The sequence below is a fragment of the Sediminibacter sp. Hel_I_10 genome (genome assembly GCF_000688335.1).
Taxonomy (GTDB): domain Bacteria; phylum Bacteroidota; class Bacteroidia; order Flavobacteriales; family Flavobacteriaceae; genus Psychroserpens.
Genome location: NZ_JHZX01000001.1, coordinates 1,000,121 through 1,014,976 on the forward strand (window position 1 = coordinate 1,000,121; position 14,856 = coordinate 1,014,976).

Consider the following 14,856-nt stretch of genomic DNA (forward strand, 5'->3'; position numbering starts at 1 on the left):
TTTTAACAACTAAAAAGATACGTCAAAAAACGATGATCAACCATACGCTATTTGTCGTATTTAACCGTTCTTCATTTTTAGGATAATCTCTGTTCCTTGATCACTGGAATACAGATCAATCGTAGCTCCCAAATCATAAGCTCTTTTTTTCATGTTATTAATACCATTACCTGTTGGGCTTGTCTTTAAATTAAAGCCTTTACCGTCATCTGCAATTTTGAATATAAAATGATCATTTTCCGAAGTAAAATGTACCGTTATCCGTTTTGCTTCAGCATATTTTAAAGCATTATTGATGCTTTCTTGAATAATGCGATAAATATTCATCCCTTCTACAGATGAGAATTTACGCTTTTCGATAGTTGCCGTATGATTATTAAACTCAAACGATACGCCATGTGATGCGGCATCTGCTTTCTCTATAAAATTTGAAATTCTCAATTGTAAATCCTCTAGTTGGATTTCAGGCTTGTTCATTGCCCAAATCGTATCACGCAATTCATAAATGGTTGCCGAGGTAAATTGACTGATCATGTCTAATTTGGTGGTGAGCTTCTCATCCTTAAGGTCAAAGCCATATTTTAAATTGTCTATAGAAGAAATGATAAAGGTCAATTGCGCGCCAATATTATCGTGGAGGTCTCGACTAATTCTTAAACGTTGCTCCTGCAATCTATTTTGGGTTTCTATTTTAATCAAGGCATCTTTAAGTTCGTTTTCTTTTCGAAGCTGTTTGTTTTTGAGTTTTTGCTGATTATAGAACAGATATCCCAAAAGTGCTAATATGAAAGCAAAGGCCAACAATCCATAGAGTTGAAAGTTCTTTTTTTGAATCGTCAATTTCTGTTCTGCTAATTCTGCTCTTTGGATAAAGAGTTCTCTCTCCTTTTTTTCGGTTTCATATTTAACCTCTAAATCTGCGATAGATTCGGCATTTTGTTTAGAAAAAACAGAATCCTTAAGTACGATAAATTGTTGCTTATGTAGGCGCGCGTTTTTAAAATCCCTGAGCATATAATAACTCTCGGCACTTGTGAGATATAATTCGGAACCAACAAGTTCTTTTTCCGGGAATTTTTTAAGCAAATCAAAACCTTTATTGGCATAATTTAGTGCCAGTTTAGGCGCATTGGTTTCATTGTATAGCGCGGCGATATTATTTAAAAGCGAAAACATACCTTTTTCATCTCCCTCAAAACCTTCTGGACGATCTAAAGCCTTTAAATAATTTTGGAGTGCCAATTCAAGTTCACCATTGACGTGATAAGCATTGGCCAGGTTATCTAATAATCTAAAGTACTCAATTTGATTATTTTTGCGCTGTGCGAGTTCTAACGCTTTTTTAAACGTAGATATGGCTTCATCAATTCGGTTTAAATCCTTTAAATTGATTCCTATGTTGTTTAAAGAGGCAATCTGATCCTGTTCTAGATTGTATTTCTCTCTTACTTTTAAAGCACGCCTATGATATTCTAGAGCCTTCTGGTTTAAGTTCATTTCTTGATAAATGAGCCCTATATTATTTAGACAATTGCCTGTACCAGCTTCATCGTGGTTGAGCTCGTTCATTTTTAAGGATTGAAAGAAGAAATCCAAGGCCTCTTGGTAGTGTCCTTTATTCCAATTGAACATCCCTAGATTGTTGATGCATTTAGCTTCTAATCCTTTAAAGCCATACTCTTGACTTAGCCGATAGGCCTCTTCAAAATAATAGTTTGCAGAGTCCGATTTACCTGCAACATCCATGTAAATGCCATAGGTATTAGTTAACTCGGTGAGGCTAAATTTGAAATTGTTTTTTTTAGCTAATTGAATGCCCTCTTCAAGAATGTGCTGAGCTTTCTTGGTGTTGTTAAAAATATAGCCAAATCCAATTTTATTAAACATTCTTAGTTTAATAGAATCGTCTTTAGTAGCTCTAGCAACCTGATATAAACTGTCTAGGTTTTGAGAAAAGCCAACAGAAACTATTAAAAAAAACAGCAAATAAAGCGTTCTATTTTTCATTACAGCGCATAAAAAAAGCATCAGATCATAGCGGTCTTGGGGACAACTACACTTACTGACGCTTTATTAAAAATCGATTAATAGCATACCAAATATATTAATATTTCAAACTTTTGTAGGATTTTTTCGTCAATCCGCATTTAAAAAAGATTAAGCGCAATCTTATAAAAAATCACGCCTAATCATAATCTCAACAACAAGATTTAATTATTAAGATTGTAAGCATAAATGGTTTTATCGTTGGCCTTGTAATAGAGATAACCACCATATTCGTCCACTTGATACTCTGGTTTTTTATCTTTTAAAATAATCTCCTTATCCACCTTACCGGTATCTTTATTCACTTTTACCAAACCAACACCATCTTCTAATTTTGTGAGTATAAATTGTGCATTCTCTGTTGCAGAACTTGCTTTAAAACGTTTGGATAATACTTTAAAAGAAGCGCCTGCAATGTTTGAAAACATTTCGGCCGTACGCAAATTCTCTTTACCGTATTCGTTATAATTTCTTAAACTATTACCGTAACCCATTTTATTCATTTGAGCTTTTGCTGAGTAAGCCACAGACATCGTTATTGAAGCTGCTGCTGTAATACCAGCTGCAATCTTCATGAAACCACTTTTAGATGGCGACTTGTAATATTCATGATATATTTTCTGGCCATTTTCCTCTAATAACATGAGATTTTGTGATGAATTTAAAAATAAATTTCCATCTCTCACTTGTATATTTGTTGGCGATTCTTTCTCTTCAAAATCAACTTCAGCAATTTCAGAGATCTCACTAGAATTAGCATCTATGGCATAAATGGTCTCGTTAGCTGAAATTAAATACCTGCTGTTGGCCTGGTCAAATGTTGATGCCACACGTTCAGCACTTTTGTATTTCAAAGGTTTTTTCCAAACCTGTTCACCATTTTCAAGATTCACAATATTGGCGTCTTCGCTGGTAATGTAGATCAACCCATTTGGTGTATGTGCCATGATCATGATATTTTCTCCAGTTTTGAGCGGTTTTTTAAACAAAGGCTCACCTTCAAAAGAAATTTTGTTGATACCACCAGATTGAATTCCAAATAAAATACCATCTTCCATAATATAGAAATGCTGTACGTAACCTTTCGTTTTTGGAGCTTTTTCCCATAGATCTTCTCCTGAAACGGCACTTAAAAATGCGATTTCAGATTCACTTTTTGTAGAGAAAGCGCCGCCGTCACTACCGTCACCTTTATTACTTACAACAGCAAGTCCGTTGGGTAGAATTTCAAAATTTGTGATCACGCCTTTTATTTTTCTATCGTCTTCCCACAGTTCTATACCATCTTTACCAATTTTATGAATTCTAGTATTTTTACCATTTCCTGTTGATTCAAAACCGTAAATTTCAGTTTCTGTCTCATCTGAAACCATCCAGCCGATATTTTTTATTTTAGTTTCCCAAAGGTCTTCACCCGTATGCGATTTAGCTATTAAGCCTTGAGCCGTTGGAATAATAAGGAATTCTTTAAGTAAAAGCGGAATGCCGGTAACGTTAAAATCTTTAGACAAGCCCACACGACCTGGTTTATCTAAAAAGAAACTGTAATCAAGCGTATTAGAAGCTAAATCGTAAACCGCGACTTTTGGTGTCATTTTCTCAAATTTATCACCTTCCTTTTGAATGCCACTTACGATGAGTTTATTTTCCGGAAGTACAACGTCACAAGTGTAAATTTGATTCCAATTGTCATTTTCAGAGTTGAAAATAACCTGTCCGCTCAAATAATTTATTACTGCTCTCTTCGTTTTTGTCAATCCTGCAAACCTAGAGTCTCCACCTTGTGAAACAACAATATAGGGAGAGTTTGGTATAAATTCCGTTTCTTCAGCTTTGAGTTTGCCAAAATCGTTAAAAACGAATATTGGCTCACTTTGATCTGGCTTAATACCCGCTAATCCATCATTGGTGGCTACCACCAACACACCGCCAACAGTAAGGGTCATTTCATTTATATTGGCACCTAAATCATATTTTTGATTGGGCTGCTCTGCTTTTTGAGCTTGCATTGGTACTGCACTCAATAGGAGAGCAAGAATCCATAGAGACTTTAAGTAAAGTAATGTCTTCATAACTGACGGTTATTGTACTTGTTTTTCAAGATTAAATGAGCCATCTGTAATGTTCTTGACAGAATTATCACCGTTTAAATTCTTACACGTAAACTCAAAGGTTCCTAGAATTTTGGTATCTGTTTCTTCAGAAATACTAATGGATCCTACAGATAGATTCTCATAAGGCGCTTGCCAAAGTTCTGTGGTAGACGCTTGTGGATTGCTTAAGTTCACATCCGTTTCACTATAAGAAGCTACATTTACGCCCGTTAACACATCTCCGTCAATCATATAGGTTCCAACACCTTCATAATTAAATATGTTAAATGAAAATGCTTTGCCGTCACTATTAGTAGCGATAATTAACAAAGTTTGAGCAGATCCAGAGTTAGCAATAGTTGCAGAAGATGAGATCTCCAAAGATTGGTAAGATGCCCCATCAACCTTGGCAGATAGCGTTCCTGATGCTGCGTTTCCTGAAGATCCGCCGTCATCATCACTAGAACATGATGTTAAACTCATTACTGATCCTATCAGTAAAAAAACAATTAGTTGGTTTAATTTTCTCATTGTTGATATTTTTAATGGTTACTAATGAGACAAATATGTAGTAAAACGAAACCTTATGCAATACGGCAAATGACGTATATTTACATAACTAATTGAAATTAAGTTGTTTAAATTCTAAGTAATCAATTAAAACTGAATGTGTGGAAACTGTGCGGTCAAGGCCTCTTGCTTTTTCTTGAGTTGGGCTAAAAATGTTTGATGCGCTGCCGAAATGGGATTCACGGGACGATGCGCTAATCCTTTTTGAATCGTCGCAACGCTTTCCATAACGGCTGTAGTTTCTTCGGAAATGTAAACCTCTTGAAAACGCTCCCAGATATAATCAATAGCCGTCGTATTTGGGTGGAGCATGTCTTCCTTGTAAAAACGATAATCTCTAAGCTCGTCCATCATGATTTCATAAGAAGGAAAATAGAAAGCGGAATGTTTTATTGAAGGTGACCCATTAAGAAAACCATGAATTGCTGAAATCAAATGCGACTTACTTTGCGTATTTTCTATAAAACCATCTTTGAGATGTCGTACGGGAGACACCGTAAAAATAAAGCCCACGTTGGGATTGATGCTCGAAATCATGCTTGTTATGGCATCCAACGATTCTGAAATGGTTGCTACGGAAAGTAACTCCTTTAAAAATTTCTTTTGGGGCACTTTATGGCAATTGGCAACATAGGTATCGGTCTCAATAAAGCGATAGGCCCATGCCGTTCCCAAAGTGATGATGACATGTGAGGCCGACTTTAGAAATTGATGCGTTTTTTCAATCTGAGTATTTAGTTGCTCAAGTAAATCTAATTTAGATGGATGACTGAGACGAGAATGCGCATCATAGCAATGCCACTGCTCGTTTAGCTGAAAAACATCTTCCTCAGCATAGACGTCTTTATTGATTGCCTTAGTTACAAAGTTTTCTATGGCCAAGGGATGAAATAAGATCCCAAAGGGGTTGCTTAAGCCTTGAAATTTATAATAGTCAAACTTGTCTCCAATGTGCTCAGAAAAACAAGATCCTAAAAGCAAGACTTTTGATTCATAATGTATTGAACCAGAAGCATTTTGATGTAAAGGTAGTTTTGTTTGAAGCTTCATCTATTATGTATATCAATTAGCCTATAAGTAGTACCTAAACTTATAAAAGGCCATTCTTTAGTTCAAATTCGAGCTGGCAACAACAAATCATAAATAGCCTTCAGCGGCCTTCAAAGCCTCAGCAATTCCTGCGGGATGCTTGCCTCCTGCCGTTGCAAAAAAGGGCTGACCTCCGCCACCGCCTTGAATGTGTTTCCCAAGTTCTCTTACAATCTGGCCCGCATTTAGATTTTTGTTAGCTACAAGATCTTTTGAAATGTAACAAGATAGAATTGCCTTACCATTATCTTCCGCAGCAAATAATAAGAACAGATTATCAAATTGGCTTCCCAATTCAAAGCAAACATCCTTAATACCCGAAGCGTCCAAATCTAATTTTTTAGCTAAAAACTGAACCCCATTGATCGTTTTCAATTCATTTTTAAGATCCGATTTAATGCTGCTCGCTTTCTCCTTCATCAAACTTTCCACTTGCTTTTTAAGCGTGGAATTTTCCTCTTGAAGTTGTTGCAATGCTTTGATGGGCTCCTTAACGTTATTGAGCAAATCTTTCATTTCAAAATAAGCGCGATTGTTTTCAAAGTAAAACTCTTTTACAGCGTCGCTTGTTATGGCCTCTATTCGTCTTATTCCTGCGGCCACAGCTCCTTCTGATACAATCTTAAAATGCCAAATATCGCCTGTATTATCTACATGAGTTCCTCCACAAAGCTCTATGGATTTTCCGAATCTTACGGCTCTTACCGTATCACCATACTTCTCCCCAAAAAGGGCCATTGCGCCTTGATTGATTGCTTGTTCCATCGGGATATTACGCTCCTCTTGTAAAGGCAACTTCCCTGCAATTCTAGCATTTACAAAGTCTTCTACTTCATTTAATTCATCCACCGTTAATTTGGCGAAATGAGAAAAGTCAAATCGTAAATATTTGGAATGCACTGCAGAGCCTTTTTGCTCAACATGTGTGCCTAAAATTTCTCTTAAGGCTTGATGCAACAAATGGGTTGCGGTATGATTACATTCGGTACGATAGCGCTGTTTGGCATCTACACTTGCCTTAAAGCTAGAGTTGAGATCCTTTGGTAAATTCTTAGCGAAATGAACAATGACATTATTCTCTTTTTTGGTATCTAAGATATACACCACATCGCCATGAACATCTTCTAAATACCCTTTATCCCCAACTTGACCACCACCTTCTGCGTAAAAAGGCGTGAGATTGAAAACCAATTGATACAGTTCTCCATCTTTTTTAGAGGTTACTTTTCGATAGCGCGTGAGTTTTACCTGAGCCTCTAAAGTATCATAACCTACAAATTCCTGCTCTTGGTCCTCCACCAAAACCGTCCAGTCATCAGATTTGAGTTCTGATGCTTGCTTGCCACGGTCTTGTTGGGCTTTTAGCTTTTGTTTAAAGTCGGCCTCATTATAAGTATAGCCTTGTTCCCTTAAGATTAACTCGGTCAAATCTTCAGGAAAACCATACGTGTCTTTAAGCTCAAAAACTTTAGCTCCTGAAATTTCCTTAGAAGTAGCCCCTTTTATGATGCCATCTAAAAGCACCAAACCTTGATCCAATGTTCTTAAAAAAGAGGCCTCCTCTTCCTTGATGACATTTTCTATTAACTGCCGCTGCTCCTTTAATTCAGGAAAGGCTTGCCCCATTTTTTTAATAAGTACATCTACCAAACGGTAAATAAAGGGTTCGTTTTGATCTAAAAAGGTAAACCCGTACCGTACCGCACGGCGTAAAATTCGTCTAATCACATAACCAGCACCAGTGTTACTTGGCAATTGACCATCTACAATAGAAAAAGCTACCGCTCTTACATGGTCTGAAATGACCCTAATGGCAATATTCACTTTGTCTTCAACTTCGGTAAGCTTTTGACCTGGTTTTTGAACGCTATAGGTTTTATCGGTTATGGTTTCTATTTCCCTTATGATGGGTGTAAATACATCGGTATCATAATTAGATTGTACACCTTGCAATACCATGCATAAACGTTCAAACCCCATCCCGGTATCAATGTGTTTATCAGGAAGGTTTTCTAAGCTACCATTGGCTTTGCGATTGTATTGCATGAATACCAAATTCCAAATTTCAACGACCTGCGGATGATCTTGATTAACCAAGGATTTCCCGTCTACCTTCGCTTTTTCTTCTTCAGAACGGATATCGACATGAATCTCACTACAGGGTCCACAAGGACCCTGATCTCCCATTTCCCAGAAATTATCCTTTTTATTACCCATCAAAATCCGGTCTTCGGGCACTAAGGTTTTCCAAATATCATAAGCTTCTTGATCCATAGGGATATTGTCGCCTTCATCACCTTCAAAAACCGACACGTAGAGTATGTCTTTATCAATCTCAAATTTTTCGGTCAACAGTTCCCAAGCCCAAGCTATCGCTTCTTCCTTGAAATAATCTCCAAAGCTCCAATTGCCCAACATTTCAAAAAGTGTATGGTGATAGGTATCATACCCCACCTCTTCCAAATCGTTGTGCTTTCCAGATACCCGGAGGCACTTTTGTGAATCGGTTAAACGGTTGTTCTTTGGCTTTGCATTTCCGAGGAAATATTCTTTAAAAGGTGCCATCCCTGAGTTGACAAACATCAAGGTGGGATCATCTTTCAAAACCATTGGCGCTGAGGGCACAATACTGTGATTTTTATCCTTAAAAAAATTTAAAAAAGTATTTCGAATATCTTGAGACTTCATAATCAGTTTATAACACGATGTTTCTTAGATATTACTTTAAATAAGAAACAATTTATATATTTGTGAAACGTTCTGTTCCCTGCAAAAATAGAACTTTTATAGCTATGGCTAAAGTAAAATATTATTACGATCCAGATACGCTGTCCTATCGAAAGATAGAGCGTAAAAAACGCACCACAATAAAGTTTGCTTCTATATTTATATTGGCGGCGGCATTGTTTGGGTTTCTGTTCGTATTTATGGCCAGTCAATTTGTGGAGTCGCCCAGAGAACGCGCTTTAAAGCGTGAACTCGTCAATTTACAATTACAATACGAAATTTTAAATGAAAGTGTTGATGAGGCCTTTGCTGCGTTGCAAAATGTTGAAGAACGTGACAATGCCATTTACAGGCTGTACTTTGAAGCCAATCCCATTCCAGAAGAACAACGCCGTGCCGGTTTTGGTGGGGTTAATCGGTATAAAAAATACGAGGGTTTTGACAACTCTAAATTGATTATAGAAAGTAATAAACGTTTAGATCAATTACAAAAAGCCGTCGTTGTACAATCACGCTCACTTGATGAAATTGCAAAATTAGCAGAAGATAAAGAGAAATTTTTATCTGCAATCCCTGCCATTCAGCCCGTTAGAAATGAAGATATGAAATATGTAGCTTCAGGATATGGTTACCGAACAGACCCGTTTACTAAGGTTAGAAAATTTCATTTTGGGATGGACTTTACTGCCCCTCGAGGAACGCCGATCTTCGCAACCGGTGATGGTGTGATTGCTCGAGCAGATAATAAATCAACCGGTTATGGCAACCACATTAGGATTGACCACGGTTATGGTTACATTTCCTTATATGCCCATTTATATAAATATAATGTGAAGCCCAATCAAAAGGTGAAACGCGGCGATCTTATAGGTTATGTCGGCAGTACGGGCCGATCTGAAGCCCCACACCTTCATTACGAAGTATGGAAAGATGAGGACCGCATTAATCCAATTAATTTTTACTACGGAAACTTGACTGCAGAAGAATATGCTCTAATGCTTAAGAAAGCATCCCTAGAAAACCAATCTCTAGATTGATGCCATGCACATAGACCTTCCTGAAAAACGCTATTACGGTATTGGCGAAGTCGCCAAGGCTTTTGACGTGAACACCTCTCTCATTCGGTTTTGGGAAAAGGAGTTTGACGTTCTCAAACCTAAAAAGAATGCCAAAGGCAATCGAAAATTCACACCTGAAGACATCAAAAACCTTAAGTTCATTTACCATTTGGTAAAAGAACGCGGGTTTACTTTAGACGGTGCTAAAACACATCTCAAAGAAGAAAAGCAACAGGCGCTCAACACCTTTGAGATTATTGATAAATTAGAGGGCATCAAGGCCCAACTCGTTAAAATAAAATCACAACTCTAAAACCAACTATCATGAAAAAATGGCTTATTCCCGTAATTATAATTGGCCTTTTGGTCGTAGCACTTTACTCTTGGGGCAAAGGATTCAACAATACCGCTGTGGAGCTTAATGAAAATGTAAGCGAGGCATGGGGTAATGTGCAAACGTCTTATCAAAGAAGAAATGATCTTATCGGTAACTTGGTTAATACGGTAAAGGGAGCAGCAGATTTTGAGAGAACTACCTTGACCGATGTTATTGAAGCCCGTGCAAAAGCAACGCAAACTACCATTGATCCTTCTAATATTACGCCAGAACAGTTAAAACAATTCAACGAAGCACAAGGTGGCTTGAGCAGCGCCCTTTCTCGTTTATTGGTTACTGTTGAGCGCTATCCTGAATTAAAGGCCAATCAGAACTTTTTAAAACTACAAGACGAATTAACTAGTACAGAAAACACGATACAAACTGCTAGAACCCGCTATAATGAAGCCATTAAACCTTATAATAACCACGTTAAGAAATTCCCGAATTCTATTTTAGCAGGACTCTTTGGTTTTGAAGGCAAGGCTTATTTTGATGCAGAAGCAGGTGCAGAAAAGCCAGTCGATGTTGAGTTTGATTTTAATAATTAATTCCTACGGAAATGTCTAAAATTGAAACATTCTTAAGTACTGAAGATGAGGCAGAAATCGTTGAAGCCATTAGAACAGCTGAAAACCGAACCTCTGGAGAAATTAGGGTTCATATTGAAGCAAGCTCTAAAATGGATACGTTTGAGCGTGCGATGGAAATATTTCATTATCTCAAAATGGACAATACCCAACAACAGAATGGCGTATTAATTTACGTTGCTGTAGAAGATAAAGATTTTGTGATTTATGGAGATAAGGGCATTAATGACGTTGTACCAAATGATTTTTGGGAAAGTACCAAAGACATTATTTTAGCCGAATTTAAAAAAGGCGATTTTAAGACAGGGCTTATAAAAGGCATCCTAAAAGCAGGAGAGCAATTAGAGCGTCATTTCCCTGGGTTACACGGCGATGTTAATGAGCTAAGTGACGATATTAGTAAAGGATAGTATTACATTATATAAAGCAACATACAATTATGATTAGAAACACCAACAAGATACTCTCAAACGCAATTTCAAAACAACGAATTTTTGGAGGCTTGTTATGTTTTCTAATGCTTATCTCAACTAATAATGTCTTTGCACAGTTTGATATCCCAGCAATACCTGAGAAACAGACCAGTGTTTACGATTATGTCAATTTACTTTCTGCTTCAGAAAAGACAAATCTGGAAGAAAAACTCGTTCGGTATTCAGATACCACCTCTACTCAAATTGTAGTTGCCATTATCGCAACGACCAAAGGAGAAAATATTGGTTTGCTCGCTCCCAAGTGGGCTCAAAAATGGGGCATTGGTCAAGCTAAAGAAGATAATGGTGTCTTTGTGCTTTTGGCTCGAGATGATCGAAAGATTTGGATCTCCCCAGGATATGGCGTTGAAGATAGACTTACTGCAGGTATTACTGGTGAACTCACAAGAACTGTAATTATTCCCGAATTTAAACGTGGGGATTATTACCAAGGACTCAACAAGGGTGCTGATGCTATTTTTGAAGTCTTAACCGGTAAATATCAAGCTACTCGAAAAGCAAATGGAAAAAACAGCGGATCGCCTGCTGGCTTTCTGTTTTTTATATTCATCATCTTTATAATTATCATTATCGTTTTATCTAAAAAGAGAGGTGGCGGTAATGGAAGCGGCGGTAGAGGAAACCGACGAGGCCCGAGCATTTTGGATGCTATTATCTTGAGCAATCTAGGACGCGGCAGTTACGGAGGATCTTCGTCTGGAGGCGGCATTTTTGGAGGTGGTTCTTCAGGAGGTGGTTTTGGCGGTGGATTCGGTGGCGGCTTTGGCGGCGGCGGATTCTCTGGCGGTGGCGCAGGAGGTAGTTGGTAAATTACTTAGCAACAACTTTAAGACAAAGAACGTAAACTAAAATAAAGACGTTCTATACTCCATTTCCAATGGTGTTTTCTCTAAAACAGTTATCGAATATTTTCGTTTCAAAGCCTATCATTCGCCAATGCTTGATTAATCAGAAAAATAGAAATTATTATCATTTGTCTCTCCCTTTGAACCTAAGCTATTAAATTTCCAACTAAAACTCAACATGAAATACTGCTGCAATACGGTACTTTGTGAATCTTGTATGTAATTATCTGTCGCTACTCTTTGAGCATTGGTGTTCTGATTAAGCAAATCAAATACTTTTAAGGTCAGCGTCCCTTGATCTTTCAGCATGGAATAGGCCAAAGTAGAATTCCAAAACCAGGCACTCTTTTGAAAACCTGCCGCCACATTAGGGTTGTAACTAAAATCAACGTCATTACGCCATTCAAATTTCTTGGGCAAATAGGTAGTCAAGCGTAAGTCTAAGTTATGTCTTAAAAAATCTATATTCTCAAAGGATGGAATGCTATAAGTGTTCTGCGTAAAACTAGGGCGATATCTAGGTCTAAACTCCATAACCTCTTTCCAAGTGAATCGCAAGCCAACACTAGGCGTTAAAGCAGTGACGTTACTTTCATATTGAACCTCATTATTAAAATTGATATTTCTACTCAATCTAGTCCCCATACCAACATCATATTTAAGATCTATTAGCGAGTCCAACTTAATGGTTTTACTAAGGTTTACATCTCCATAAATATCATAACCTCCATTGACGTTAGCGTAGGTGGTTGTTCGTTTCAAGGTTTCTGGGTCAACAGTTGTTCTTGTCACCACTTGGTTATTGACAATATTAACGCTGGCATAACTATAGAAACCACTCTTTGTTTGCCAATCGAACGCATTATAACCCGCATAGATGCGATGATTATTGGTGGGTTCAAGTTCAGGATTTCCCGTTACCGTGTTTAATGGATCTGATACATCTTGAAAAGGTTGTAGTTGATTTAAACTAGGCGGATTATTACTCAAAGAGTATCCACTATAAATGGAAGCCTTATCACTAAAACGATAATTAAAATAACTTCTAAGTTCTAAAGCCTCAAAGTCACGTTTCAAACTAAGCTCTGGCCTTAAAAAATCTTTATTCTCCAAAGTTCTAAAAACATACTTCCCTTCTGCGGAAACGGACCAGTCTTTTTTTCGATACACGAGTCTTAACGACGGCGTATGAGCTGTATTGAAATATTCAAAATCTGTACTTAAAGCCAAATTGAAATCATCAAAGCCATTGGTAATTTCATTACGATCAAAAGTACTTCTTAAACTGGTGCGCTTATCGTCTTGAAAAACATATTGAAAATCCATAAAAAAGACCTTGGCAATTAACGGCAGTCTATAAGTTGCTGACGTCCTTAAACTTCTAAATTCGGTTTCAGAATCTGTAAATTGATCTCTTATGATATCTTCATTGGCCTGCGTAAAAAAGTTGGTTTCAGAATTAAGAAAATCTTCGCCCTCGGTAGTATTTAAATCTACATTAGCTGCTAGCTTTAAGAATGCACCAGCGCTACCAAAACGTTTGGTCACATTGATATCATTACCAAAATTCTTAGCTAAATTTTCTACATAAGATGCCGTTGTAGATTGGTTGGTGAGTGCATCTTCTTCATTACGCGTTTCTTCATCTCTTGAAAAGGTAGTTTCAGATTTAGAAAGTCTAAAGGACGGACTGATATTGATTAGAAGTGTAGAATCTACCTCAATATCAAAGCCCATATTCGCGCTGTGATTTTGACTATCATTTTCCGATCGCGATCTAGAGTTGGTAAAAAATCGAGAGTCTGGTAAAATATTTTCTCTCTCGGTCAGTGTTTCATTTATTGAATTACTACCAGAATAAAAATAATCGGCATCTGCTTCTACTTGTTCGCTCAACACATCGGCATAGTTGGCACCAACGTTTCTTGAAGTGGTAATGCCTTGTCCGCCACCAAAACTGCGCCCACCAATTCCAAAAGATCCGTTACTATTCACGTACATACTCCCGCCGCCAAACATTTTTTGAATTTCACCAAAACTAAACCCTGGTGAATTTGTATTGTTTCCTCCTGCCAAAACGCTAACCCGACGATCATTATCAAAAAAGTTAACCATCCCAGCGTACTCATAGCGTTTGTCGGTTCCCGCTCCTGCGGCAACACGCCCAAATACCCCTTTATTATTTTCTTCCTTAATAGTAAGGTTGATGGTCTTATTTTCTTTGTCTCCCTCCTCACCCGAAAATGCTTCAGATTTGGTTTTGGTATCAACAATCTGAACTTTCTCAATAAGATCTTTGGTTAAGTTGCGGGTAGTTATCGTGGGGTCATCACCAAAAAACGGCTTTCCATTAACCAAAATCTTACTCACATCCTTACCATTAATGGTAATTTTACCTGCTTCGTCTACCTCTACTCCTGGCAACTGCTTGAGTAAATCTTCAACGCTTGCATCTTTTTTTGTCTTAAACGATTTTACATTAAATTCTAAGGTGTCTTTTTTAATGGTAATGGGCGCTCTAGATTTTATAACGACCTCGTCTAAGGAGCTTGTACTAATTGCCAAATTAATGGGATCTAAGACAACTGTTTCTTTGTCAATTGAAATTTGTTTAACATAGGTTTGATACCCAACAAAAGTCACATAAAGATTTAGGCGCTTCTCGTTACTGTCATTAACAAGAGAGAACTTCCCGTCCTTATCTGAAATGGTGTAACTCACCAAACTACTGTCTTGAACACGTTCTAAATAAATGGTGGCCGACTCAAGCGGCGATTTATCATCTTCGGAAATAATAGTACCAGAAACTGTAGGATTTTGGGCAAAAACAAAAGCGTAGCACCCCAATAATAGGGTTGTAAGAAGAGTTCTCTTCATGTTAGTTAGGGTAATGTATTCAAAAAACAAAACGTGTTTTTTGAACTGATTGATTGATGATTATAACTTTGAAAACGAAAATAGAAAAGAA

The 14,856-nt window shown here is 37.4% G+C and carries 11 protein-coding genes; 5 read left to right on the forward strand and 6 right to left on the reverse strand.

Going from position 1 to position 14,856, the window contains the following annotated elements:
• Positions 1–60 precede the first annotated feature (60 nt).
• The 5 genes from P176_RS19965 to alaS form a co-directional block, all read right to left on the reverse strand.
• A complete protein-coding gene (locus P176_RS19965) occupies positions 61–1,887 on the reverse strand; it encodes a tetratricopeptide repeat-containing sensor histidine kinase (RefSeq protein ID WP_197022142.1) in 1,827 nt (608 codons plus the stop codon).
• Positions 1,888–2,210: 323 nt separating this feature from the next.
• Complete coding sequence (locus P176_RS0104430) at positions 2,211–4,118, reverse strand: PQQ-binding-like beta-propeller repeat protein (protein WP_026753565.1); 1,908 nt, start codon at positions 4,116–4,118, stop codon at positions 2,211–2,213.
• Between the two features lie 9 nt (positions 4,119–4,127).
• A complete protein-coding gene (locus P176_RS0104435) occupies positions 4,128–4,670 on the reverse strand; it encodes a DUF6252 family protein (RefSeq protein ID WP_026753566.1) in 543 nt (180 codons plus the stop codon).
• A 126-nt stretch (positions 4,671–4,796) separates the two neighbouring features.
• Entirely contained in the window at positions 4,797–5,759 is a 963-nt protein-coding gene (locus P176_RS0104440; protein ID WP_026753567.1) for a GSCFA domain-containing protein, read from the reverse strand.
• A gap of 87 nt (positions 5,760–5,846) precedes the next feature.
• Positions 5,847–8,486 (reverse strand): alanine--tRNA ligase, encoded by a 2,640-nt coding sequence (gene alaS / locus P176_RS0104445; protein WP_026753568.1) that lies wholly within the window; start codon positions 8,484–8,486, stop codon positions 5,847–5,849.
• 104 nt (positions 8,487–8,590) lie between these two features.
• Between alaS and P176_RS0104450 the strand changes: the two genes are divergently transcribed.
• Genes P176_RS0104450 through P176_RS0104470 form a run of 5 tightly spaced genes read left to right on the forward strand, consistent with a single transcriptional unit; the run spans position 8,591 to position 11,852 of the window.
• The gene (locus tag P176_RS0104450) at positions 8,591–9,562 is read left to right on the forward strand and encodes a M23 family metallopeptidase (protein WP_026753569.1); all 972 of its coding nucleotides are present in this window, start codon (positions 8,591–8,593) and stop codon (positions 9,560–9,562) included.
• Positions 9,563–9,566: 4 nt separating this feature from the next.
• Positions 9,567–9,896, forward strand: coding sequence for a MerR family transcriptional regulator (locus tag P176_RS0104455; protein WP_026753570.1), 330 nt, complete (start codon positions 9,567–9,569; stop codon positions 9,894–9,896).
• A gap of 11 nt (positions 9,897–9,907) precedes the next feature.
• Positions 9,908–10,510 (forward strand): LemA family protein, encoded by a 603-nt coding sequence (locus P176_RS0104460; protein WP_026753571.1) that lies wholly within the window; start codon positions 9,908–9,910, stop codon positions 10,508–10,510.
• A gap of 11 nt (positions 10,511–10,521) precedes the next feature.
• Positions 10,522–10,959 carry a TPM domain-containing protein gene (locus P176_RS0104465; protein WP_026753572.1) on the forward strand — a complete coding sequence of 146 codons (438 nt, stop codon included), beginning with the start codon at positions 10,522–10,524 and terminating at the stop codon, positions 10,957–10,959.
• A 29-nt stretch (positions 10,960–10,988) separates the two neighbouring features.
• Positions 10,989–11,852, forward strand: coding sequence for a TPM domain-containing protein (locus P176_RS0104470; RefSeq protein ID WP_081820673.1), 864 nt, complete (start codon positions 10,989–10,991; stop codon positions 11,850–11,852).
• Between the two features lie 135 nt (positions 11,853–11,987).
• Here the strand turns inward: P176_RS0104470 and P176_RS0104475 are convergent, their stop codons facing one another.
• Complete coding sequence (locus P176_RS0104475; RefSeq protein WP_026753574.1) at positions 11,988–14,765, reverse strand: outer membrane beta-barrel protein; 2,778 nt, start codon at positions 14,763–14,765, stop codon at positions 11,988–11,990.
• Positions 14,766–14,856 lie beyond the last annotated feature (91 nt).